The organism is Vreelandella titanicae BH1 (genome assembly GCF_000336575.1).
GTDB classification, from domain to species: Bacteria; Pseudomonadota; Gammaproteobacteria; order Pseudomonadales; family Halomonadaceae; genus Vreelandella; species Vreelandella titanicae.
Genome location: NZ_AOPO01000013.1, coordinates 12527 through 37133 on the forward strand (window position 1 = coordinate 12527; position 24607 = coordinate 37133).

Sequence of the window (24607 nt, forward strand, 5' to 3'; positions counted from 1 at the left end):
TTAGGCTAATAAGCTATAGTAGTTAAGAAATTATAGTAGTTAAGAGGCTACAGTTAAGAAACTACACTAGTGAATTGGCGATGTGAGGTCTGATAAACGCTTCCATCGGTCAGTGTCGAGACAACCAACCGTGCAGCTTATGCCCAACCAAGATAGCTCATACTTGATCGTGTTACCCGTAAAAGCGGGGATGACGCGGCCAGATATGCCCGATGAAGATGGTGATATAGCGGTACAGTCAGCAGAACCGGCGCTGGCGCAACCACCGCTTTATAAGGTGGTGCTTCACAACGACGATTACACGCCGATGGAATTTGTCATTGAAGTGCTGCAAGATTTTTTTAACATGGACAGCGAGACGGCCGTTCAGGTCATGCTCGCCGTACATACCCAAGGAAAGGGCACTTGTGGCGTGTTTACGCGCGATATAGCCGAAACAAAAAGCTATCAGGTAAATGAATATGCCCGTGAGTGTGAGCACCCGTTGATAAGTGATATTGAGGCCGCCAATTAAAAGCGTTGAGAAATAATTGGTGGTGAGGCTTGCAACCGTGCCATTTGTACCCGATGTTGAGAGTGCCGGTCGACTAAATTGATCCGACGCAAGCCCTAGGTGGCGACACGCCCTAGGTAGTAGCGAAAAGGGGACTGCCATGCTGAGCAAAGAACTTGAAATGACCCTGAACACGGCCTTCACCGTGGCGCGCTCAAAGCGCCATGAGTTTATGACCGTTGAGCACCTGCTGCTAGCGTTGCTAGATAATGCCTCAGCGGTAGACGTACTGAAGGCCTGCGGGGCTAACCTCGACAAGCTGCGGTCCGATCTGCAGGATTTTATTAACTCGACTACGCCACTGATTCCAGAAGGCCAGGGTGATCGTGAGACCCAGCCCACGCTTGGTTTTCAGCGTGTTTTACAACGGGCAGTCTTCCACGTTCAGTCATCTGGCAAAAGCGAAGTGTCCGGTGCCAATGTGTTGGTGGCGATCTTTTCCGAGCAGGAGAGTCAGGCGGTATACTTCCTTAAGCAGCAGAACGTTGCGCGGGTCGATGCAGTCAACTACATCGCCCATGGTATCTCCAAAGTGGCCGGTCACGGGCCGTCTCCCTCGCCTTCTTCACCTGAGAGTGAAGACGCGGAGGAGGGTGGCAGTGAGGGCGCTGCGCATCCGCTCACTGGCTACGCTACCAATCTCAATGAACAGGCACGGCTGGGTAAAATTGATCCGCTGATTGGCCGCGACCACGAGCTTGAGCGCGTGGTACAAATTCTGGCCCGTCGGCGCAAAAACAACCCGTTGTTAGTCGGTGAGGCGGGTGTAGGTAAAACCGCAGTGGCCGAAGGCCTTGCCAAGCGTATCGTCGAAGAAGACGTTCCCGATGTTATTGCCGATGCAGTGGTCTACTCGCTGGACATGGGCGCGCTACTGGCCGGTACCAAGTACCGTGGTGATTTTGAGAAACGCCTCAAAAGCCTGCTGAGCGAACTACGCAAGCAGCCTAACGCTGTGCTATTCATTGATGAGATTCATACTGTGATTGGTGCAGGTGCCGCCTCTGGTGGCGTGATGGATGCGTCCAATCTGCTCAAGCCGCTGCTTTCTTCGGGCGAATTGCGCTGCATTGGTTCGACTACGTTCCAGGAGTTCCGCGGTATCTTTGAGAAAGATCGTGCCCTGGCACGGCGCTTCCAGAAAGTGGATGTGATGGCGCCGTCGGTGGAGGACACCATCAAAATCCTCAAAGGGTTGCGTTCACGCTTTGAAGAGCACCACGAACTTAAGTACACCGATGGTGCGCTTGAAAGTGCCGCACGCTTAGCGGATCGCTACATCAATGACCGCTTCCTGCCCGACAAAGCGATTGACGTGATTGACGAGGCAGGGGCTCACCAGCGTCTATTGCCGCCAGAAGTGCGCGCCAAGACGATCGATATCGAGCAAGTGGAAGCCGTGGTAGCGTCCATTGCACGTATCCCACCGAAGAGTGTTTCAAGCTCCGACCGTAAGCTGCTCGAGAAGCTGGATCGTGACCTGAAGATGCTGGTGTTCGGTCAGGATGAGGCGATTGATAGTCTCTCTGCGGCTATTAAGCTGTCCCGGGCCGGGCTTAAATCTCCCGATAAGCCCGTTGGTAGCTTCCTGTTTGCAGGCCCCACTGGTGTGGGTAAAACTGAAGTAGCCAAACAGCTTGCGCATATCATGGGCATTGAACTGGTGCGCTTTGATATGTCCGAGTATATGGAGCGCCATACCGTATCGCGCCTGATTGGCGCGCCTCCGGGCTACGTCGGTTACGACCAGGGTGGTCTACTGACTGAAGCGGTGACCAAGCAGCCGCACTGCGTGTTGTTGTTGGATGAGATTGAGAAAGCGCACCCGGAAGTCTTTAACCTGCTGCTGCAGGTCATGGATCATGGCCGCTTAACGGACAACAACGGGCGTGAAGCGGACTTCCGTCACGTTATCGTGATTATGACCTCTAACGCTGGTGCGGAGCAGGCGTCGCGTCGCTCCATTGGCTTCCAGCACCAGGATCACTCCACCGATGCCATGGAAGTGATCCGCCGTACCTTCTCACCGGAGTTCCGCAACCGCCTGGACGGTATTATTCAGTTCCACTCGCTGCCGGTCTCGGTGGTGCGCAATGTGGTCGACAAGTTCTTGATCGAACTACAGGCGCAGTTGGATGAGAAGCGTGTTCAGTTGGATGTAGACGACATGGCGCGGGATTGGCTGGCCGATAAAGGCTACGATCCTGACATGGGTGCACGTCCAATGGCGCGCCTCATACAAGAGAAGCTGAAGAAGCCATTAGCCGAAATGATTCTGTTCGGAGAACTGGCTGATCAGGGCGGTATTGTCCACGTTAGCCTGGAGGAGGGCGAGTTACACCTTTCCACAGAGACTGAGATGGCTGATGCGCCCTGAAAAGGGCGCTAAGCCGTGCTAAAAGCTATCTTTCTAATACTCATGCTATATGCATAAAAACGCAGCGCCCTGTCATCGACGGGGCGTTGTCGTTTTTAGTGAACCGCCATTGACGCTGATCGGCGCTGTCGTTAAAGGACAGTCTAGCTGGGGCAGTTAAAATCAGCCGAACGCGTTAATGGTGTAACGACTTAGCGCGAGCGGTAAACGATACGGCCTTTAGACAGGTCGTAAGGTGTCAGCTCAACTTTTACCTTGTCGCCGGTCAGAATGCGGATATAGTTTTTGCGCATTTTGCCGGAGATATGAGCGGTAACAACGTGACCGTTTTCCAGCTCAACCCGAAACATGGTATTCGGAAGGGTATCGACGATAACGCCTTCCATTTCAATATGATCTTCGCGTGCCATATAGGCATGTCCTCACTGATGAGTTAGTAATGTCATTATCGGTCAGAATTTGAGTGCCGCTAGGTGGGCACTCAAGAAACAGCGCTATATTGTGCCGTAAGCCCGTCGTCAAGGCAAAAAAGCTGGCATTTTTAGCGAATCAGCGGCCGCCAATGGCGTCCATCGAGTATTTCCAATGGCGCGAAAGCCTGCTTGTAGCGCATCTTACGGCACTCTTCGATCCAATACCCTAAATAAAGGTGCGGCAGCGCTTTTTCGCGGCTGAGCTCGATGAGCTGAAGAATGGCAAAAGTGCCTAGTGAGCGCTTATCCAGCGTCTCGCTAACGGCAAAGAAGGTGTAGATTGCCGAGAGCCCATGCTCCAACTGGTCGAATGCAGCCACACCAACCAGCTCTTCGTCGAGGTACATCTCCATCAGATGGGCATAGGACTCATCAAGGGTAAGGAAGGTGCGGTACTGCTCGCGGCTGGGCGGGAACATATCGCCGTCAGCATGGCGCTGACGAATGTAATTCGCGTAAAGCGAGTAGTGGGTAGATGCAAAGTGAGCAGGCACAATACGGATGCTTATATCGGCATTGCGGCGCCAAATTTTTCGTTGCGTGCGGTTAGCCGCAAACTGGTCAACCGGAATACGCACCGAGCGGCAGGCGTTGCAGCCCTCACAGTGAGGGCGGTAAAGATGGCGCCCACTGCGACGAAACCCTAGCAGCGCCAGCGAGTCATAGACACCTGGAACGGGCGACTCCTGCGGGTCGAGAAACAGCGTTGTCGCTTCCTTGCCGGGTAAATAGCTACAGGCATGCGGCACGGTAAGGAAAAAGCGCAAATCCCGCACCGGCCGACGCGGAGTGTTACTACTCACGGCCTGCCTCCTCGTTGTAAAAAAATGGTTGGAACAGAATAAGTTCGTCACTATGGTTCATCACTACGCATTACCCTCGGTGGCAATCGCCTTAAGCCAGAGCGATGCAGGAACAGTGGGTGTTTCAGTGGGTGACGTGGTAAACGTAAATGCCTTATCGGGTAACCAGTTTTTAAGATAGTTGATGAATGCCTCGCGAGCGACTGTAATAGCGCCCAGGCTTGCCAGATGAGGCGTGTGCATTTGGCAGTCGATGAGTTTTCCGCCATGTTCGCGCATGGCCCTGGCGAGATGGGCCAGCGCTACCTTCGAAGCATCCGGGGCGTGGGAGAACATCGACTCGCCAAAAAACACCGGCCCCATGGCGATGCCATACAGCCCGCCCACCAATTGGCCGTGTTGATGGACTTCGATGCTATGAGCAATGCCTAGAGCATGCAGTAGCCCGTAGGCCTCGCGCATTTCGTCTGTAATCCAGGTGCCCGCCTCTTCACCACGCGGGGCGGCGCAGGCCTGAATCACCTGATCGAAGTGTTGATCCAGGGTGATATGAAAGCCACCATGGCGTAATCGTTTGGTGAGGCTACGACGCTGCTTAAATTGCTCAGGTAGGAGTATCATGCGCGGGTCTGGACTCCACCACAAAATGGGGTCGTCGTCGCTGAACCAGGGAAATATGCCCTGCCGATAGGCTTCTACCAGCCAAGCGGGCGAGAGCTCCCCTCCGGCGGCCAGTAGGCCATTGGGGGAGGCCAGCGCTTGGGAGGTAGTTGGAAAATTAGGATGTGGCGAGGAAAGCCAAGGTAGCATTACTTGCTCCTGTTACGACGTTCTTGTACTGAGCGCTTTACGATAGCCTCTGTGACGGCGGAAGGATGCTCGGTATCATGCAAACTCGCAAGTGGATTAAAGACGCCATTGAGGTGTAAAGGGAGAGTCGCTTGAAAGTGAATAAAGCAGTAAACAAGCGAACGCAGCGTAGCGCGCGTCAAACACCATCATCGGCTTCAGCTGCGCGCGTTAACGCCGCAAAGGATAAGGCTCGTCGTTTTGGCCTGCGCTTACAAGGCTCCGTGCGCGAAGGCGTAGTGGTGATCCTGCTGGCGCTGTGTGTTTTCTTATTATTAGCGCTATTTAGTTACCAACCCTCTGACCCAGGCTGGTCTTATCAGGGCCCTGAGACAGATGTGGGTAACTGGATGGGGCAGGTTGGCGCTTGGCTGGCCGATGTTCTCTACTCACTGCTTGGCGCCAGCGCTTTGTGGTGGCCGGGTATGTTCGGCTTTGCCGCTTGGTGGCTGATTCGCTCACGCCAGGTACGTTTTGAACTCGACCCCGTGGCAATTGCTGTCCATGCGGGTGGCTTAGTGCTACTTATTTTCGGTACTACCATGTTGGGGGCGCTGCACTTTTATCACCCTGATAGCATGCTGCCCTATGCCTCAGGCGGTATTTTGGGCGAAGGTTTGGTCGGTGCGTTAAGGCCTTTAGTGGGAAGTGGTGGCGTTGGTTTAATCGCTGCGGCGTTAATTTTAAGCGGCTTTCCGCTGTTTAGTGGTATGTCGTGGCTGCAAGTGGCTGATGAGCTCGGCAAGCGCATATGTCGGTTGGGTAGCTGGTTATCGGCACGACGCCAAGCGCGTCGTATGCGCGCTGCTCAGCGAGCGGCTGCTAAAACTGCCAAAACTGCGGCCAAGCCTCAAGCAGCGCCTGAAGCGCAGTCTCAAGAAGCTAAACCTGAAGCTGCACCCGCTGAGATAAAGCCTGCGGCAGAGCCAGTAGGCAAAAGCCCCAGTGGCCGCGAACGCCGTGAGCCAGGCTTCTCTGTACCACTTTCCAGTCGTGAGGCGAACAGCTCTTCAGAGAGCAATGCGTCAGAAGCGAGTCCTTCAAATAGCAACGAAACCACGGATACTTCGATTCCCTGGGAGGCCGCAGCGTTTTCAAGTAATAAGCATGTGCCTGCTAAAACACCCGCGCCTATCTCTTCGACACCTACCGCGGAGCCGACGGTTTCAGCGCCTGGGGCAGCCCCGTCAGTGACGCCAGCGGCTAAAACGGCAGAAGAGGAGGGAGCAGCGGCACCCCCAGCGCCGCGGGAAAATGCCTTTGTCCAGGCAGAGGTAACGTCAGCAGCGCCTGAGACTCAAGCACCTGCGCCCGGTGATGAACCCAAAGAAGCCGAGACTTCCTTCCCGCTGCGTGCTACTCGTCAAGAAGAGCCTCCGGCGCCTGCCAGGAGTAACTTCTTTGCCAGCGATGAGGCGCCCGCCGAGAAAGAGACTGTTCATGCCGCGCCCGTTGAGCGTCGCAGTGAGCCATCACTCACCGCTGATCCCAGCAGCAGCCAAGCTGAACCACGTGTTGGTGAGCCACATATTGGTGACACTGATGCTGCCTGGAGCCCTGAGCGCGTCACCGCGCCTGAGCCTGCACGTAAACCTGAACGTGTAGCGGAAGTAGTGCCTGAGCCGGTGTGGGACGATGAAGAGATGGATGATGAGCTGTATGCCCAAGGCCGCGATGGAGGAGCGCACTCAACGACTACTCCTCCGTCCACGCCCACCCCAGCAGCTCGCCAAGAACCCAGCTTTGCGCCCGAAGAGAGCACGCCAGAGGCGGATGAAGGCCCCGCCCTGTGGACCGTGGAGCATTTGCAGAGCCAGCGGCCTGCTTTTGAAACTCTGGACGAACCTGAGGGCGACGTGCCGAGCTTGCAGCTGTTGACACCTGCAGAACCGTATCAACCCAATTATAGTGACGAGCAGTTGGCTGATATGGCTGAGCTGCTTGAAGTGCGGCTGCGCGAATACGGTGTGAAAGCGGAAGTGGTGGATACCTGGCCTGGGCCGGTGATTACCCGCTTTGAGATCAAGCCCGCCGCGGGCGTCAAAGTGTCTAAAATCAGTAACCTTGCCAAAGACCTGGCGCGCTCCCTGATGGTGAAAAGTGTGCGAGTGGTCGAGGTTATTCCAGGGCGTCCCACGGTGGGTATTGAAATACCTAATCCCAACCGGGCCATGATCCGCCTGCGCGAAGTTATCGACTCCGACCGTTACCAGCAGGAGACGTCACCACTCACCATGGCGTTAGGCCAAGATATTGGTGGCAGCCCTGTGGTCGCCAACCTGGGCAAGATGCCCCACTTGCTAGTAGCCGGTACCACCGGGTCGGGTAAGTCGGTGGGCGTTAACGCCATGCTGATCTCAATGCTGCTTAAAGCGAAGCCTAGTGAGCTAAAGCTGATCATGGTCGACCCGAAAATGTTGGAGCTGTCGGTATATGACGGCATTCCCCATCTGCTGGCGCCCGTGGTCACCGATATGAAAGAAGCGGCCAACAGCCTGCGCTGGTGCGTGGCCGAGATGGAGCGCCGCTACAAGCTCATGGCGGCCATGGGTGTGCGCAACATCGCGGGCTTCAATGGCCGTTTGGATGAAGCGGAGCGCGCCGGTGCCCAAGTGGCAGACCCGCTCTGGGAACCGCAGCCCTGGGAAGTGCATCAGCCGCATCCAGTGCTGGAGAAACTGCCCTACATCGTCGTGGTGATCGACGAGTTTGCCGATATGTTTATGATCGTCGGCAAAAAAGTCGAAGAGCTGATTGCGCGCTTGGCGCAAAAGGCACGCGCCGCAGGTATCCATTTGATTCTGGCTACCCAGCGCCCCTCGGTGGATGTTGTGACTGGCTTGATCAAAGCCAACATTCCTTCGCGGATGGCGTTTCAGGTCTCATCCAGAATTGATTCGCGCACCATTCTGGATCAGGGCGGCGCTGAAAGTCTGTTGGGGCATGGTGACATGCTCTATCTGCCTGCAGGTTCCGGACCACCTAACCGCATCCACGGTGCCTTTGTGGACGATGACGAAGTACACCGCGTGGTCGATGACTGGAAGCGCCGTGGAGCACCCGAGTATATCGAAGAGATCCTTTCTGGTGGCGTATCCGCCGATGCCTTAACGGGTCTTGAGGCTGAGGGGGGGGATGGCGACGATGCGGAGCAGGATGCGCTCTACGATGAAGCCGTGCAGTTTGTCACTGAAACGCGCAAAGCCTCGATTTCCGCCGTGCAGCGTCGCTTTAAAATTGGCTATAACCGGGCCGCTCGCTTAGTTGAGGCAATGGAGGGCGCCGGTGTGGTGACCTCTATGGGCTCTAACGGTGCTCGGGAAGTGCTTGCCCCGCCTCCGGTGGGCCACTAACCGCTTGATGAAAGCCACAATTATGCAATAAGCGTGAAAGTAGCGCCGCGGGTGAAACCCTGCGGCGTTTTTCTCGTCTGATTGTTACGTTTTTGAGTTAGCCATGGCCGGTTAAGCCGACCTCACTGCTTGATTTTTAAGCAACAGTTTTGAGCAACAGTTACCGGGCAACGGTTGCCTAGGGAGATTATATGCGCGATACGCAAACAAAACGCACTTCAGCAATGGGCGCTTCGCCACTGGCATTTGCGGCAAGTGCCTTGGGTTTAACCTTTGGTGCTCCCGCTTGGGCAGACGATGCTGCCGAGCGTTTGACTGAACGGCTGGATCCGCTTGAGCGTTATCAAGCGGATTTTGAGCAGCAAATTCTTGATGGCAGCGGGGAACGCCTCCAAAGCGCGCGTGGTGAGATGTGGCTGTCTCGCCCCGGTATGCTGCGTTGGGAAGTGGAAGCGCCTTACTCTCAAACCGTGGTCTCTGACGGCGATGATGTGTATATGTACGATCCCGACCTTGAACAAGTCACCGTTCAAGAGATGGACGATCGAGTAACCCATACCCCTGCGTTACTGCTGTCGGGAAGCGTGGACGATTTAACCGAAAGCTATGAGGTGTTCTACGAGCAGGACGGGGGAGAAGATGTCTTTACCCTAGTGCCTATCTCGGCCGATACGCTGTTCGAAGAGCTAAGCATGGTGTTCGATGCCGATACGCTAACCGAGCTGTGGATGATGGACAGTACCGGCCAGCGCACCGCCATCACCTTTAGCAATATTACCCTCAATGGCGAGATTGCTGAGGACATGTTTGATTTCGAAATTCCCGAAGGCACCGATGTTATTCGTGAAGAGCTTTAAGGGTTGGGAGTGAGGAGTGAATGGTGAGGAGTTGGTAAAGAGTTGCTGGAGGGTGGCGGTTAATCAATAACCTGCCACTGGTTTAACCATCAGGCGCCTTAGGGCGCCTGATCTGCTTCCTGGTCAAGATTTTCCCGCCATGCCATGATTTCCCCAAAGCGCTTCTCCTGACCAAAGGCACTTGGCTTGAAGAAGGTGGCTTTAGGCAGCTCTTCAGGCCAGCAGTCGTGGGCGCTTCCCGCCGGGTAGCCGTCTGGTTCGTTATGCGCATAGCGATAGCCTTCGCCATGACCCAACTGCTCCATCAGCTTAGTGGGCGCGTTGCGCAGGTACGTCGGTACCTCAACCTGGGGCTGCTGGCGTACGTACTGCTTGGCTTCACTCCAGGCGCGGTCAATGCGGTTACTCTTGGGCGCCACTGCTAAATGAATTGCCGCGTGGGCAATTGCCCGCTGGCCTTCGTAATCGCCCAGGCGTAAATAAGCATCCCAGGCGGCAATCACCAGCGGTAGCGCGCGAGGGTCAGCATTGCCGACGTCTTCTGAGGCAATCGCGGTCAGTCTGCGCACTACGTCCAACGGGTCACCGCCGCCCTGCATAAAGCGGGCCATATACAGCAATGCCGCGTTAGGGCGTGAAGAGCGTATCGACTTATGAATGGCCGAAAGTAGATCATAATAAGCGTCCCCCTGCTTATCGAAGGCGCTGGCCTGATGGCCGATCACATCGGCGAGTACCTCTTTATGCAGTACTTCGCCGTTTGCTTCCTGAGTAGCGAAATCGCAAGCGGTTTCCAGTAATCCCAGCGCCCGTCGTGCGTCGCCAGCGCTAGCGTGGGCCAGAGCAGTTAATACTTCGTCATCAACCTGAATGTCACGCTTGCCCAGCCCTCGCTCTACGTCGCTGAGTGCCTGGCGCATCACCGTGATCAGTTCCTCATGGGTAAGCGATTTCAGCACATATACCCGCGCACGGGATAGCAACGCCGAGTTGACTTCGAAGGAGGGGTTTTCGGTGGTGGCGCCAATCAACGTTAACAGGCCCGACTCCACGTGGGGCAATAATGCGTCCTGCTGGCTCTTGTTGAGGCGATGAATCTCATCTAAAAAGAGGATAACCGTGGAGGACATCTGTTGGGCCCGCTCCACCACAGCGCGAATCTCTTTTACTCCGGCCATCACCGCGCTGAGGTGCTCCAGATGGGCCTGGGAGGCTCGGGCCAACAGCTCTGCCAGCGTGGTTTTGCCAACCCCTGGCGGCCCCCATAAAATCATTGAGCGCACAATGCCTGACTCCGCCATGCGACGTAGGGGTTTATCTGGCCCCACCAGCGCTTGCTGGCCCACGTAATCGTCCAGTTGGCGTGGCCGCATACGAAAGGCTAACGGAGCATCGTCAGCCGGTGTCGCCTGAGCGCTATCAAAAAGATCCATGTAAGCTTCCGTTATAAATCAGTACGTTGAGCAACAAATTGCCAACAAGTATAGGTGGTAAACTGCGTCTTAGAGAACTACCTTAGACGTAACCTATCAGAAAGATACACTTGCGAGGATAGCTTGAGAGGGGCATTGTTTATGATAACTGTTGTTGATAACCCCCGTTAGTTACGACACGCTCAGGTTACGATATGTTTTAGCGACACAACATGTTTGTTACCTCGCGCTTATTATCGCATGCCGTCAATCACGAAGGCTCGACGGTAGGCATGACACAATAAAGGAGACAGTTCGATGTTAAACCAACTGCGTCTAGATCATGCCAACATGGCGAGATTACTCCATGTGCTGCAGCTTAAGCAGAAAACCCTTGCCCAAGGTGAGCGGCCCAACTTCCAGCTTATGCGCGAGGTCGTCGACTATATTTTGTCCTATATGGATGGTTTTGCAGCCCCTCTGGAACGCGTCTGCGTGGAGCGATTGCAAACCCAGGCCCCAGAGCACGTTGCCCTGACCGAACAGATGGCGAATGACTATCGTGAGTTAAAGCCGCGCTTACAGCGCCTCTCCAACGACATTGACATGGTGTTAATGGATAACATCATTCCGATGGATCGTTTTGCCGACGACCTGAAAGATTATTTGGAAGCGCATCGTGCCTATTTGCGTCACGAACGCGAGGGGCTGTTCCCGCTGATTGACGAGCACTTTAGCGAGGAAGATATGGACGAGCTGCGTCAGGCGCTCCCCGAAGGCGCAGAGAAAGAGCTAGAGCGCCTACAGGACGCTTATCCCGAGCTCTATGCTGAACTGCGTGGTGCTGACGTGCCTGTGGTATAGCGCTAGCGGACAAGTGGCCGCTACGGGGCATCAATAAAATGACGGAGCATGCTAAAATAGCGGCTCCGTTTTTTTTAGGCAGAGCCATGATAGGCAGAGTCAGGAAAGGCCCCGTGTTAATTTTTGATTCCGGTGTCGGCGGCCTGTCGGTGGCGCAGTCGCTGCGCCAACACTACCCTGATGCTGCCCTGTGCTATGCCTGCGACAATGCTTGGTTGCCCTATGGGCTGCGCGAAGATGCAGCCCTGACCGACCGCATTGTGGCGGTATGTCGTTCCGCTGTGGAAGCGTGCCAGCCGAGTGTTTTGGTTGTCGCCTGCAATACCGCGAGCACTCTGGCGCTGGAAAACTTGCGCGAGCAGTTGGCGATCCCTGTCGTGGGCACCGTACCTGCTATCAAACCTGCCGCAGCGATTAGCCAGACACGCCATATTGGGCTGTTAGCCACCAAGGCCACGGTAGGGCGGCCCTACACCCAGCGCTTGATTGATAGTTTTGCCAGCGACTGTGTGATTACTCGCGTCGCCGCCGATGCCTTGGTGGTCGAGGCGGAAGCATACCTGGCTGGTGTCACCCCCAATATTGATCGCATGCAGGCGGCGCTGGCACCGTTATGGCACGCCGTTGCACCTCCATCGTCTGCGCATTGTTTATCGTCTGCTCATCAGGCGCTGGATACCCCAGAGCTAGATACAGTGGTACTGGGCTGCACTCATTTCCCGCTGCTAAAGCCCTGGCTGACGCAGCTGGCCCCCGTGCCGCTACATTGGGTCGACTCCGGCGATGCGATAGCCCGACGGGTTTCGCAAGTCGTTTCTGAGCTAAACAGTGATCAGCAGGATGGCCGCTGCTTTACCACTGCCCCTGCTGCCAATCTGACCGCTGGTCTAGCCCGCTATGGGTTTAAGGCGTCCCAATTGCTTAATGTGGGCGACTGAGCACTATTTACTACTATTGCTGATCGAATTATTCAAAGGAGCAGCCTTGGCTATCCCCGTTGTAGAACCTGAACGCTACGCTGAGCAGCTAGCCGCCAAACGCGACTATCTGGAAACTACCTTTGCCGCTTTTCAACCACCGGCATTAGAAGTGTTTGAATCGCCGCCAGGCTATTACCGTCAGCGCTGCGAGTTTCGCATATGGCACGAAGAGGACGACCTCTTCTACGCCATGTTCGAGGTAGACCCTGAGAATCCGAAGAACAAGCGGGTGATTCGGTTAGATCAGTACGCAGTCGCCAGTGAGCGAATCAATCAGCTAATGCCGCAGCTACGCGAAGCTTGCCTTCGCTGTGATGAGCTGCGTCGGCGGCTGTTCCAGGTAGAGTTTCTAACCACGCTGTCAGGTGAGGCGCTGATAACGCTGATTTACCACCGCCCGTTAGGCGATGAGTGGGAGCGCGAAGCCCGCGCTCTGGAGGCTGAGCTGGGTATTATGATTATTGGCCGCTCCCGCAAGCAGCGTATCGTACTTACCCGAGACCACGTATGGGAGCGGCTAGAGGTGGATGGCCGCACGCTGCACTACCAGCAGGTCGAAAACAGCTTTACCCAACCCAATGCGCATATCTGCCAGAAAATGCTTAGCTGGGCGCGAGAAGTCACCGCTGGCCAGCAGGAGAGTAATGCGAAGAAAGATCTGGTCGAACTCTATTGCGGTAATGGCAATTTTACCATTGCCCTGGCGGATAACTTCCGCCGCGTGCTGGCCACAGAAATTTCCCGCACGTCAGTGGCTAGCGCCAACGTAAACCTGGAAGCCAATAGGGTAACGAACGCGCAGATTGGTCGTATGTCAGCGGAGGAGTTTTCGCTGGCGCTGAAGGGCGAAAAAGCCGGGCGTCGCGTGGCGGAAATGGCGTTGGAAGAGTACGATTTTTCCACCGTGCTGGTCGACCCGCCCCGTGCTGGTTTAGACGAGCAGAGCTGTGAGCAACTCAGCGAGTACGCTCAGATCGTCTATATTTCATGCAACCCAGCCACGTTAGCTGAAAACTTGACCATACTGACCAACACCCATGAGATAGAGCGCTTTGCGCTATTTGACCAGTTTCCGTTTACCGACCACTGTGAGTGTGGAGTGCTGTTGAAGCGGCGGACAGGCGAGTAAGCATACGACCTAATGCGTAAACGGTATGTGCCATGAACAACACGTCAAGTGATTAGGGACGCGACGATAGGTAGCGTAAGCTAGCCGTTATGTTGGCCTAAAGGCCTATTGTCCTTCGTTTTTTGGCCGTTTAATGGCCTAGGCAGTCGAGGTGATGGATGCACTACGTTGCGATTGAAGAGAGTCGGCAAGATCTTTTGAAGCAGCTCCAGGAGCGGCTATACGCGCGGTTAGACCCCGCTCGCGCCGCCACTGTGGACGCTTTTGCTCGGCACTTTTATGCCACCGTGCCGGTGGAAGACCTAGTGGATCGTCGCCTGGACGATCTGTATGGCGCAACGCTGTCGGTCTGGCAGTTTTTGCAGCATCACGACCCGCAAAGTCCCAAGGTAAGAGTATTTAACCCTGATTTTGAAGAGCACGGCTGGCAGTCGACGCATACTTTTGTCGCCGTTCTCCATGAAGATATGCCGTTTTTGGTCGACTCGGTGCGTATCGAGCTCAACCGCCGCGGCTTGACGGTGCACGCCATTCAAAACGCCGTGCTGGCGGTCGCCCGTGATGAGCGCCATCAGTTGCAGGCGCTGGCCTCGCCCAGGGCAGAAAACGCGCCAGAAGCGCGCGAGTCGCTAATTGTCATCGAAGTAGACCGGCACACCGACGTAGCGTTGCTTGAGAAAATCGAAAGCAACCTAAATGACGTGCTTCGCGATGTACGTACCGCTGTGGGCGATTTCGACGCCATGTGTTCGCAAATCACCGCCTCGATTCAAGAACTCGAGAAAAACTGCCCGCCGCAGATCGATCCTGACGACCACGAAGAGGCGATTGCCTTTTTAGAGTGGATGCTCAAAGATAACTTTACTTTCCTGGGCTACGACGAGTACCTGCTGGAAGGCAGCGAGTTAAAGCGCGACGCAGATAGCGTGCTGGGCGTCTTCCGCCTGGATCAGCCGCGCTACTGCGAGCGTATTCGCACCGAAGAGGGGGTGGATGAGCACAATGATTATGTGCTGGTGCCGCAGCTACTATCGTTTGCCAAAAGCGCCCATCACTCTCGGGTGCACCGTCCTACCTACCCTGACTACATTACCGTTGATCGCTACGACGACGACGGCAATGTAATTGGTGAGCGGCGCTTCTTTGGTTTGTTTACCTCTACGGTGTATAACGAATCGCCACGCAATATCCCGCTGCTGCGCCGTAAGCTAAAAGCGGTGATGGATATTGCCGGATTCAATCCCCAGGGTCACAACGGCAAGCAATTGCTCCAGGTGCTGGAAGTTTACCCCCGGGATGATCTTTTTCAGATCGATACCGAGTCACTGGCCAGCACTGCGCTGGGCATCCTCAATATTCGCGAGCGCCGCCAGGTGCGGCTGTTTATCCGCGCCGATATCAGCGGCAAGTTCTACTCTTGCCTGGTGTTTGTCCCCCGGGACGTGTTCTCCACGGATCTGCGTCAGCGGATTCAAAACGTGTTGTGCGACGAGTTAGACGCCCACTTTGGCGACTTCAATACCTATTTATCTGAGTCGGTGCTGGCGCGTATTCAATTGATTTTACGCTTTAATGGCGACGCGCCCAGCGACTATGACCTCAAGCGTTTGGAAAGCAAAGTGTCACGGCTGGCGCGCAGCTGGCGTGACGAGCTGCAGAACGCCATGATCGAAGGCTTCGGTGAAGAGCGCGCCAACAACCTGATGGATCGGTTCCGCGAGGCGTTCTCGGCCAGCTACCGTGAAGACTTCTCTGCGCGCACCGCGGTGTTTGATGTTCAGCACCTGCTGACACTGGATAGCGAGAACGACCTCTCGCTGTCGCTCTATCGGCCACTAGAAGAACAGGGTGGTGGCGTTAACCTGAAACTGTTCCACCGTGAATCGCAGATTCCGCTCTCTGACGTGCTGCCGATGATGGAAAACCTTGGCCTGCGCGTAATTGGTGAACGCCCCTACGATATTAACGCCCCTGAACAGCGCTACTGGATTCACGATTTTGAGCTTGAGCACAGCGGTGCGGATGTCAGCCTGGGCGATATGCGTGATGTATTCACGGAAGCCTTCAAGCGCATCTGGACCGGCGAGGCCGATAACGATGCGTTTAACCGCCTGATTATCGGCGCTGGGCTGGATTGGCGCGAAGTGGCCATGCTGCGCGGCTACGCCCGCTACCTCAAACAGATCCGCTTCGGCATGTCCCAGGATTACATCGCTGCTACGCTGGCCAACTATCCTGCCATTACCCGTGAGTTAGTTGAATTATTCCGCCTGCGTTTTGATCCTGAGCAGCAGAGCCACGCCACCGACGAGTGCATCGCGAGCTTAAATGAGCGCTTGGAAGGAGTTGCCAGCCTTAACGATGACCAGCTACTGCGCCGCTTTATGGAGCTGATCCTCGCCACCCTACGCACCAACTACTACCAACTGGCTGAGGGTGGGCGCTTTAAAGATTACATCGCCTATAAGTTGGAGCCTTCCAAGGTTACCGGCATGCCCAAGCCGCGACCAATGTTTGAAATTTTTGTCTGCTCGCCGCGGGTGGAAGGTGTTCACCTGCGTGGCGGCAAAGTGGCCCGCGGTGGCCTGCGCTGGTCGGATCGCTTTGAAGATTACCGTACCGAAGTGTTGGGGCTGGTGAAAGCGCAGCAGGTTAAGAACGCCGTTATCGTACCGGTTGGTGCTAAAGGCGGTTTTGTCTGTAAACGCATGCCGGAAAATGCCAGTCGCGATGTCGCCCAGAAAGAGGGCATTGCCTGTTACCAAATCTTTATCCGTGCGCTGCTGGATGTCACTGATAACCTGGTGGGCGGCGATGTTGTGCCGCCGGAAAATGTTGTCCGCCACGATGAGAACGACGCTTATCTCGTGGTAGCTGCCGACAAAGGCACCGCTACCTTCTCAGATATCGCCAACGAAATTTCCATTGAGTATGGCCACTGGCTGGGTGATGCCTTTGCCTCTGGCGGTGCTAACGGCTACGACCACAAGAAAATGGGCATCACCGCTCGCGGTGCCTGGGAATCAGTTAAGCGCCACTTCAAAAATCTGGATCTCGACACCCAGCGCGACCTGTTTAGCGTGGTGGGAATCGGCGATATGGCCGGAGATGTCTTCGGCAACGGCATGCTGCTTTCCGACAAGATCCAACTGGTGGGTGCCTTCAACCACCTGCATATCTTTGTAGACCCCAACCCGGACGCCGAGGCGTCCTTTGCCGAGCGCAAGCGATTGTTCGCTCTGCCACGCTCCAGCTGGGAAGACTACAGCCAGGAGCTGATCTCCGCTGGGGGCGGCATCTTTAGCCGTAGCGCCAAGTCGATTAGCATCACGCCGGAGATGCAGCAGGTATTTGGTATCAAGGAAGAGCGCCTGTCGCCTAATGAACTGATCCGCGCCATGCTCAAATCCAAGGTGGACTTGATCTGGAACGGCGGTATCGGTACCTACGTGAAGGGTTCTGACGAAACCGATGCCGATGTGGGCGACAAAGCCAACGACACCCTGCGCATCAACGGCAATGACCTGAATTGCCGTGTGGTCGGCGAGGGCGGTAATCTCGGCTTGACCCAGCGCGGACGAATGGAAGCCGCCGCCAAAGGCGTGCGCGTTTACACTGACTTTATTGACAACGCCGGTGGGGTGAACTGCTCCGACCACGAGGTCAATATCAAGATTTTGATCGATGAAGTGGTCAAGCGCGGCGACATGACCGAGAAACAGCGCAATCAGCTGTTGGCGGAAATGACCAATGAGGTGGCGGATCTGGTGATCCTGGATAATTACCGCCAAAGTCAGGCGCTGGATCTATCGGCTACCCTTTCCGACCAGTCAATGGGCCCTTACCGCCGTTTTATCAGCGAGCTGGAGGCCGCCGGACAGATTGACCGCGAGCTGGAATTCCTGCCTACCGATGATGTGCTCAAAGAGCGGGCCAGCAACAATCAAGGGATGCGCCTGCCGGAGCTGTCGGTACTGATCTCCTACGCCAAGAGCACCCTGAAAGGCGACTTGATCACCTCTGACGTACCGGACGATCAATATATTCACCGCCACCTGGAGCGGCTGTTCCCATCAGTGCTGGTCGAGCGCTTTAAAGACGAAATGTACGAGCACCGTCTGAAGCGTGAAATCGTTGCGACACAGGTCGCCAACGACTTGGTCGATCATATGGGGGTCGTCTTTGTACGCCGCCTGATGGACTCCACTGGAGCGGGACGTGCCGATATTGCGCGAGCCTACATCGTGGCCCGTGATAGCTTTAACTTGCCCAGTCTATGGGCGCAAATTGAAGCCCTCGATAATCAGGTGCCCAACCGCATTCAGTACTCGATGATGCTTGACCTGATGCGCTTGATCCGCCGTGCCACGCGCTGGTTTGTGCGTCAGCACTTAGGGCTTTCGACACAAGATACCATTGAGTACTTCGCTCCTCGCTTGGCGCAGTTGCAGGAAGGTATTGGTGAGCTACTCAGTGGTGAAGAGCTTGGCGCCTGGAACTCGCGTCGTGACGAGTTGTTGGAGGCGGGTGTGCCAGATGCACTGGCATCCAGCGTGGCGGCGTCATCAAGCCTTTATGCGGGGCTGGGTATTATCCAGGCGGCGCGCCTGACCAATGAAAAACCCCAGCGGGTGGCGGAAGTGCTGTACGAAATTGGCAGCCGCCTGGAGCTACCGTGGATGATTCAGCAGGTAACCCAGCTGGAAGTGCGCGACGCCTGGCAGGCTCAGGCTCGTGAGACTTTCCGCGACGACATTGAGCGTCAGCAGCTGGCACTGACCACCAGCGTGTTGAAGCTCGACGCCGGCAGCCGCGATACCCAAGAGCGGGTTGCGCAGTGGTTGGATCAGCACGCCGATCTGCATCGCCGCTGGTGCCGCCTTATTGAAGAGGTGCGCGGTGGCAGTGAAGGAGGCTTTGCGCTCTTCGCCGTGGCGGTACGCGAGCTGGTAGATCTTGCCGAGAGCGATAGCGAAGCGTAGACGTACCCTAATCCACTTAAAAAAGCGCGCCCTGGTTCTCCACCAGGGCGCGCTTTATTGCGTTATACTGATGCCCGTTTTCAGCCTCCGCTTCAAGAGATCCGCTATGTACAACCTCGCTCGCTCGCTGTTTTTTCGCGTTGACCCAGAGACCTCTCACGGGATGGCCTTGAGCGCTCTGGATGCACTGCATCGGGTGGGTGGGGTAGCACGCCTGTTTGGTCAGCAGGTGAATGATCCTATCGAGCTGATGGGGCTGCGATTTGCCAATCGGGTGGGTCTTGCCGCTGGGTTGGACAAGAACGCCGACCACCTGGATGCCCTTGGCGCGTTGGGGTTTGGGTTTGTCGAAGTGGGTACCGTCACGCCTAAGCCGCAGCCAGGCAATCCTAAGCCTCGGCTATTTCGCTTAGCGCAGCATGAGGCGATCATCAACCGCTTTGGCTTTAACAACAAAGGGGTTGAGCACCTGATCCAGCAGGTCAAACAGCGCCACTACGGCGGCATTGTGGGCATTAATATTGGTAAAAACCTGACGACGTCAGTAGAACACGCGCTGGATGACTACTTGGTATGCTTAGACGCGGTGCACTCTTATGCGGATTACATTGCCGTTAACGTCTCTTCACCGAATACCCCTGGGCTGCGCAGCCTACAGTTCGGCGAACAGCTGGATGCGCTGTTGGGGCCGATTCGAGCACGAGCCTCAGAGCTCAATGACCAAACGGGCCGCAACGTACCATTGCTGATTAAGATAGCCCCGGATATGAGCGCTGAAGAAGTAGCCTTGATGGCAGAAAGTATTCAGCGCAATGCACTTGATGGCGTGATTGCCACCAATACAACGGTTTCCCGCGCGGGGGTAGAGGGTGACTCACAAGCGGAGGAGGCTGGAGGGCTCTCTGGGAAACCGGTCTTCGAGGCATCCAATCGCGTCATTCGCCAACTGCGTGAGCATCTACCATCGTTACCTATCATAGGTGTCGGTGGGATCGATAGTGCTGCTGCTGCTCAGGCCAAAATCGCGGCGGGAGCTGATTTAGTGCAACTCTACTCGGGGTTGATCTATCAAGGTCCTAAACTGGTCGGTGAATGCGCGAGGGCACTGAAAGCTAAAGGTTGAGCGCGAAGATGATTAGCGAAGCAGTGTGGGCATAAAGGGGCACTAAAAAGCCCACTTGAAAAAGTGGGCTCATTGAAAACCTCTCGCTTAAAATTTTTCTTTTAAAACCTTGAAAAATAAAACGTTAGGCCATGACTAAGGGATTTTTGTGGATGCCCGAGATGCCGGTCATCCCATCCCACTGGTCGCCGCGACCTTCACGCCAACCGCTCATCCAGTATTCGCGTAAATTGATATCTTGACTGGGACAGTCGTCACGAGAACGACCCGATACACCCGCTTTGTAGCCGTGGACATAAGCCCGCTGGAAGCGATCACGTTTTTGCCGTTTCATTGGCTAACCTCTTTTCACGAAAGCCTTTGATAAGAAATAGGGTGTTATCGACTTATGTTATCAACAACAACCACTATTCCGAGAGCTTGCTTCAAGAGCGAGACGCCGCTTCAGCCCTGTTGTTTGGCACTCACGGGCGGAACGAGCCGAGCGGCAATCTCTTACAAAGAACACTTATACGCCATAGGTCTGGTCTTGAACCGACCCTGACAAGAAACGCATGCGTTTTTCAGTAGCTACTCTCTTATTGTTAGACCATGATGGGGTCATCTGTCGACTACCAATTTGTCATAAAACGTAAACTCATTTGTTATATACAGGAATATTGCGCCTTTACGCGCCGTTATTATCATGACCGAGTTGAATCAAAACGCCCCCTTGAGTCTGCTAGCCACTTGCCCGAAAGGCATTGAAGGCTTGCTTCACGATGAACTAGTGGCATTGGGCGCCACGCCGGGTAAAACCACTGTGGCGGGCGTCTATTTCACTGCCAGCCAAGCGATCGCTTATCGTGTCTGCCTGTGGTCGCGGTTAGCTAACCGGGTCATTTTGACCCTGGTACGCGAATCGATGATCGATACCGCTGAGCAAGTGCGCGATGTGGTTGCCCGTATTGCCTGGACGCAGCACCTGGCGCCGGGTAACACCTTGGCGGTCGATTTCCACGGCCGCAGCGAACATATTCGCCACACCCGTTTTGGTGCCCAGACCGTTAAGGACGGCGTAGTTGATGCCCTTCAACTGGCAGGGCAGGAACGTCCCAACGTTGATACTAAAACCCCACATTTGCGCATATACGCCCACCTCCACCGGATGAACCTGACTATTGGGTTGGATCTCTCTGGTGAAAGCCTGCACCGTCGCGGTTATCGCCGGGATGTGGGCCATGCGCCGCTAAAAGAGAATCTGGCCGCCGCGCTGCTGGTGCGCGCAGGCTGGCCTGAGCGCCTCAAAGCCGGTGAACCGCTGATTGATCCGCTTTGTGGTGCAGGCACGCTACTGATCGAAGCCGCCATGATGGCCGCTGACCAAGCACCTAACCTGAACCGCGAGCGGTTCGGCTTTCACGGCTGGGCAGGGCACGATGACGAAGCGTGGCGGGAACAGAAGCGTGAAGCCGAAGCGCGCGCGTCGATTGGTCGCAAGCGCTGCAAAGCCCAGCTATTAGGCTTCGACCAGAGTCCCGCGGCGCTTACGGCGGCGAAGTCCAATGCTATGCGGGCAGGCATCCCAGCCTTGATTACCCTGCATGGGCAGAGCCTTGGCCAGTTGACGCGTCCCGAAACATTGACTGCTGAGAGCGGCCTGCTGATCACCAATCCCCCTTACGGCGAGCGGCTGGGCGAGCTGCCCGAACTGGTGCGTCTCTACGCCCAGCTAGGTGATAAAGCCAAAGCGTTGTTTCCCGGCTGGACCCTGGCGGTGTTTACCGGCAACCCGGATTTAGGCCACCGGCTGGGTATGCGTGCGCACAAACAGTACGCACTCAAAAACGGTGCCCTGGAGGCCAAGCTGCTGCTTATGGAGATTGGTGGCGCTGAGCATCCGCCTGCCGCGAGCGATACAAAGCCCGTTCAGAACGAGAACAGTGCAGGAGCGACGCCTAGTGAAGAGGCTAGCGAAGAGCAAGCTGTTCACAAAAACCAAGACAATGCCCAGATGTTTGCCAATCGGCTGATCAAAAATCAGAAGCGCTTGAAGAAATGGCTGAAGCAGAGCGGTGAGACCAGCTATCGTGTGTATGATGCCGATATGCCCGAGTATGCACTAGCGGTAGATCGCTACGGTGACCGCGTGCACGTGCAAGAGTACGCGGCGCCCAGTTCGATCAATCCGGCTCAAGCGCAGAAGCGTTTGTACGATGCCTTGGAAGTCATGCCCGAGGCGCTTAACGTTGACGCCAGTAAAATCTATATCAAGCGCCGCGAGCGCCAAACCGGCAGCGCCCAGTATCAGAAGCGTGCCGCTAGTGGCGAGCGTTTTGAGGTGCAAGAGGGCAAGGCACGGCTCTGGATCAATCTGCGCGACTACCTGGATACCGGGTTATTCCTTGACCACCGCCCGGTACGTCGGATGCTGGGCGAAATGGCCAGCGGCAAGCGCTTTTTAAACCTGTTCTGTTACACCGCCACAGCAACGGTGCAGGCCGCCTTAGGCGGCGCCAGCGACAGTGTGAGCGTGGATATGTCCAACACCTACCTGGAGTGGGCCAAGGACAACTTTGCGCTGAATAAGCTCGATACACGACTGCACCGAGTGGTGCGCGACGACTGTTTCCGCTGGCTGGAAACCGCCGATGCTGAGTTTGACCTGATCTTTATGGATCCGCCGACGTTCTCTAACTCGAAGAAAATGCGCGATACCCTCGACGTGCAGCGTGATCATCCGCGGCTTGTGGAGCTCGCCATGGCGCGCTTGGCACCCGGTGGAACCTTGGTGTTTTCTAATAACCAGCGGCGCTTTAAACTCGATGAAGCGCTTAGCGAGCATTACGCTGTTGAGGATATCACCGGGCGTAGCTTCGACCCCGATTTCCAGCGGCGCACCAACCTGCACCACGTGTTTTTACTTCGTCATAAGGCGTCATAAGAGAGCTTTTGCATGATTCAGCTATCGCTTTACACAACGATGGGCTGCCACCTATGCAGCCAGTTAGAGGCTTTGGTGGCGGCACTAGCGAATCAAAAGGTGTGGCTGCACCACATCGAGATTAGCGACGACGACGCCCTGGTTGAGCGCTACGGCCTGCGGATACCGGTGCTGGTGGATGGTGACGGCAATGAGCTGGATCGTGGCTTTGAGCTGGAGCGATTAAGTGCATGGTTGCGCGAGCGCGGCTGGCTGGATGAAGACGCGCTGGCGGGGTTCACAGCACCGCCAGACACTACGCCGCCGAAAGGCGCCCATAAGCGTCATGGGCGGCGTTTCTTAGGTTAACAAGTGCGTGGTTAACAAGTGCATGGCTGGGTTCGAGTGGTTTACATCACGTCCAGTAGCGATAGTTGACGCATGGCTTCTTGGCCTTCGGGGGTATGGTCGGCCACTTCCAGCACCTTGCGAAAGCCTCGTGAGGACTGGATAGTGGTCTCGTCCTCCAGCCACATATGGGCTTGATCCAGCGTATCGGCTAGCTGATGTTTCAGACCGCCAAACTGAGTGCCGATTTGGCCCCAGGCGCGGCTGAAAATCCAGTCACCAAACATATCCTGGTGAATATGAACCAACACATAGTCATGGTTGGTTTCCCAGCGTACGATCACAACACTCTCCTTACTTAGCCTTTAAAAGATAGCCTTGAAACACGCCTGCCCATCAGCCGTCGCGGGCGTATTGTAAAGCCCGGATACCCAAACGCCTATGAAACTTGTCATCGACGCTAACATCCCTGCTGCAGACGCCTGCTTTGGCTCCCTGGGTACGCTAACCCGCGTACCCGGGCGGGAAATAAACGCCGCTCACCTTCACGCTGCCGACGCGCTGATTGTGCGCTCCATTACCCAAGTTAACGATAAGTTGCTTACTGATAGCCCCGTGCGCTTTATTGGCACCTGCACCATCGGCACCGATCATATCGATCAGGTGGCGCTCGCTAAGCGCGATATCGCTTTCGCCAGTGCCCCCGGCTGCAATGCCGAAGCGGTGGTCGACTACGTATTAAGCAGCCTGCTGACGCTGGCAGAACGCGATGGCTGGCTGCTTAGCGAGCGTACCGTGGGTATTGTGGGAGTGGGTAATGTGGGCAGCCACTTGCAAGCACGGCTAACCGCCATGGGCATAGCAACGCTGGCCTGTGACCCGCCCCGGGCTGAGGAGGAGGGGGTGAGAGGGTTTCACTCTCTAGACGCCCTCATTGAACGCTGTGATGTGCTCTGCCTGCATACGCCGCTGACCCGCGAAGGCCCTCACGCCTCTTACCAACTACTCAACGCCCAGCGCATCGAAGAGCTGATGCCGGGTTGCGTTGTTCTGAATGCTGGGCGTGGGGACTGCCTGGATGGCTTGGCGTTGCGCAGCCGGTTGGCGGGAAAGGGCGATATCAGCGCAATATTGGATGTATGGGAAGATGAGCCGGATATCGACGCTGGACTGCGCGATCTGGTCTCGTTGGCAACGCCGCATATTGCCGGGCATAGCCTGGATGGCAAGCTGCGCGGCACCTGGATGATACGGCAAGCGCTGGCGCACCACTGCGGCCAACCCAGCGAGCTGACGTTTGCTGATATTTGCCCACCGCCCGCCCTCGCGTCGCTGCATTTGCAGCACGCACTCCCCCCGGAAGACGCCCTGCGACTCTGCATGCGAGCAGTTTACGACGTACGCCGCGACCACGATGCGCTAGAGCGTCAAACGCTGCATCACGGTATGCGCAAAGGCTTTGACGACTGCCGCGCCAACTACCCGCTACGCCGCGAGTTCGCTACCCTCAACGTGCGGCTATCAGGGGAGGCGGTAGCGCTAGAGGGTATACTGCGTGGTGCAGGGTTTGCGGTAACACTAGCTAGATTGTGAAAAACAGCT

The 24607-nt window shown here is 55.9% G+C and carries 18 protein-coding genes; 12 read left to right on the plus strand and 6 right to left on the minus strand.

Features of this window, described 5'->3' with window-relative positions:
* Window positions 1-205: 205 nt before the first annotated feature.
* Entirely contained in the window at window positions 206-514 is a 309-nt protein-coding gene (clpS, locus tag HALTITAN_RS18815) for an ATP-dependent Clp protease adapter ClpS (protein WP_035538640.1), read from the plus strand.
* 139 nt (window positions 515-653) lie between these two features.
* On the plus strand, window positions 654-2930 hold the full coding sequence (gene clpA / locus HALTITAN_RS18820) for an ATP-dependent Clp protease ATP-binding subunit ClpA (RefSeq protein WP_039860138.1): 2277 nt from the start codon (window positions 654-656) through the stop codon (window positions 2928-2930).
* 191 nt (window positions 2931-3121) lie between these two features.
* Here the strand turns inward: clpA and infA are convergent, their stop codons facing one another.
* The 3 genes from infA to aat all read right to left on the minus strand — a co-directional run bounded on the left by infA (window position 3122) and on the right by aat (window position 5016).
* Window positions 3122-3340: a translation initiation factor IF-1 gene (gene infA / locus HALTITAN_RS18825; protein ID WP_007111068.1), complete on the minus strand. Its 219-nt coding sequence runs from the start codon at window positions 3338-3340 to the stop codon at window positions 3122-3124.
* A gap of 131 nt (window positions 3341-3471) precedes the next feature.
* On the minus strand, window positions 3472-4206 hold the full coding sequence (locus tag HALTITAN_RS18830; RefSeq protein ID WP_039860143.1) for an arginyltransferase: 735 nt from the start codon (window positions 4204-4206) through the stop codon (window positions 3472-3474).
* Between the two features lie 63 nt (window positions 4207-4269).
* Window positions 4270-5016, minus strand: a complete 747-nt coding sequence (gene aat / locus HALTITAN_RS18835; protein WP_009288042.1) for a leucyl/phenylalanyl-tRNA--protein transferase — start codon at window positions 5014-5016, stop codon at window positions 4270-4272.
* A gap of 131 nt (window positions 5017-5147) precedes the next feature.
* On the opposite strand from aat, the gene HALTITAN_RS18840 reads away from it, so the two are divergent.
* Window positions 5148-8408, plus strand: coding sequence for a DNA translocase FtsK (locus HALTITAN_RS18840; protein WP_009288043.1), 3261 nt, complete (start codon window positions 5148-5150; stop codon window positions 8406-8408).
* Between the two features lie 191 nt (window positions 8409-8599).
* Complete coding sequence (gene lolA, locus HALTITAN_RS18845) at window positions 8600-9265, plus strand: outer membrane lipoprotein periplasmic chaperone LolA (protein ID WP_009288044.1); 666 nt, start codon at window positions 8600-8602, stop codon at window positions 9263-9265.
* 98 nt (window positions 9266-9363) lie between these two features.
* Here lolA and HALTITAN_RS18850 read toward each other — a convergent pair whose 3' ends face one another.
* Window positions 9364-10698: a replication-associated recombination protein A gene (locus HALTITAN_RS18850; RefSeq protein ID WP_027959677.1), complete on the minus strand. Its 1335-nt coding sequence runs from the start codon at window positions 10696-10698 to the stop codon at window positions 9364-9366.
* 297 nt (window positions 10699-10995) lie between these two features.
* Here HALTITAN_RS18850 and HALTITAN_RS18855 point away from each other — a divergent pair, with 297 nt between their 5' ends.
* The 5 genes from HALTITAN_RS18855 (at window position 10996) to HALTITAN_RS18875 (ending at window position 19755) form a co-directional block, all read left to right on the plus strand.
* The gene (locus HALTITAN_RS18855) at window positions 10996-11541 is read left to right on the plus strand and encodes a hemerythrin domain-containing protein (RefSeq protein WP_009288045.1); all 546 of its coding nucleotides are present in this window, start codon (window positions 10996-10998) and stop codon (window positions 11539-11541) included.
* 86 nt (window positions 11542-11627) lie between these two features.
* Window positions 11628-12479: a glutamate racemase gene (gene murI, locus HALTITAN_RS18860; RefSeq protein ID WP_035538518.1), complete on the plus strand. Its 852-nt coding sequence runs from the start codon at window positions 11628-11630 to the stop codon at window positions 12477-12479.
* 46 nt (window positions 12480-12525) lie between these two features.
* Window positions 12526-13650 carry a tRNA (uridine(54)-C5)-methyltransferase TrmA gene (trmA, locus tag HALTITAN_RS18865; RefSeq protein WP_039860186.1) on the plus strand — a complete coding sequence of 375 codons (1125 nt, stop codon included), beginning with the start codon at window positions 12526-12528 and terminating at the stop codon, window positions 13648-13650.
* Between the two features lie 158 nt (window positions 13651-13808).
* Complete coding sequence (locus tag HALTITAN_RS18870; protein ID WP_009288046.1) at window positions 13809-18632, plus strand: NAD-glutamate dehydrogenase; 4824 nt, start codon at window positions 13809-13811, stop codon at window positions 18630-18632.
* 106 nt (window positions 18633-18738) lie between these two features.
* Entirely contained in the window at window positions 18739-19755 is a 1017-nt protein-coding gene (locus HALTITAN_RS18875) for a quinone-dependent dihydroorotate dehydrogenase (protein ID WP_022520416.1), read from the plus strand.
* A gap of 124 nt (window positions 19756-19879) precedes the next feature.
* On the opposite strand, the gene rmf is transcribed toward HALTITAN_RS18875, so the two are convergent.
* Entirely contained in the window at window positions 19880-20089 is a 210-nt protein-coding gene (gene rmf, locus HALTITAN_RS18880) for a ribosome modulation factor (protein WP_007111057.1), read from the minus strand.
* 351 nt (window positions 20090-20440) lie between these two features.
* Between rmf and rlmKL the strand changes: the two genes are divergently transcribed.
* Together rlmKL and HALTITAN_RS18890 are read left to right on the plus strand one after the other, a co-directional pair.
* The gene (rlmKL, locus tag HALTITAN_RS18885; RefSeq protein WP_009288048.1) at window positions 20441-22678 is read left to right on the plus strand and encodes a bifunctional 23S rRNA (guanine(2069)-N(7))-methyltransferase RlmK/23S rRNA (guanine(2445)-N(2))-methyltransferase RlmL; all 2238 of its coding nucleotides are present in this window, start codon (window positions 20441-20443) and stop codon (window positions 22676-22678) included.
* A gap of 12 nt (window positions 22679-22690) precedes the next feature.
* The gene (locus HALTITAN_RS18890) at window positions 22691-23026 is read left to right on the plus strand and encodes a glutaredoxin family protein (protein ID WP_039860145.1); all 336 of its coding nucleotides are present in this window, start codon (window positions 22691-22693) and stop codon (window positions 23024-23026) included.
* A gap of 41 nt (window positions 23027-23067) precedes the next feature.
* Here the strand turns inward: HALTITAN_RS18890 and HALTITAN_RS18895 are convergent, their stop codons facing one another.
* Complete coding sequence (locus HALTITAN_RS18895) at window positions 23068-23349, minus strand: hypothetical protein (RefSeq protein WP_022520413.1); 282 nt, start codon at window positions 23347-23349, stop codon at window positions 23068-23070.
* 97 nt (window positions 23350-23446) lie between these two features.
* Between HALTITAN_RS18895 and pdxB the strand changes: the two genes are divergently transcribed.
* Window positions 23447-24598, plus strand: a complete 1152-nt coding sequence (pdxB, locus tag HALTITAN_RS18900; RefSeq protein ID WP_009288049.1) for a 4-phosphoerythronate dehydrogenase PdxB — start codon at window positions 23447-23449, stop codon at window positions 24596-24598.
* Window positions 24599-24607: the final 9 nt, after the last annotated feature.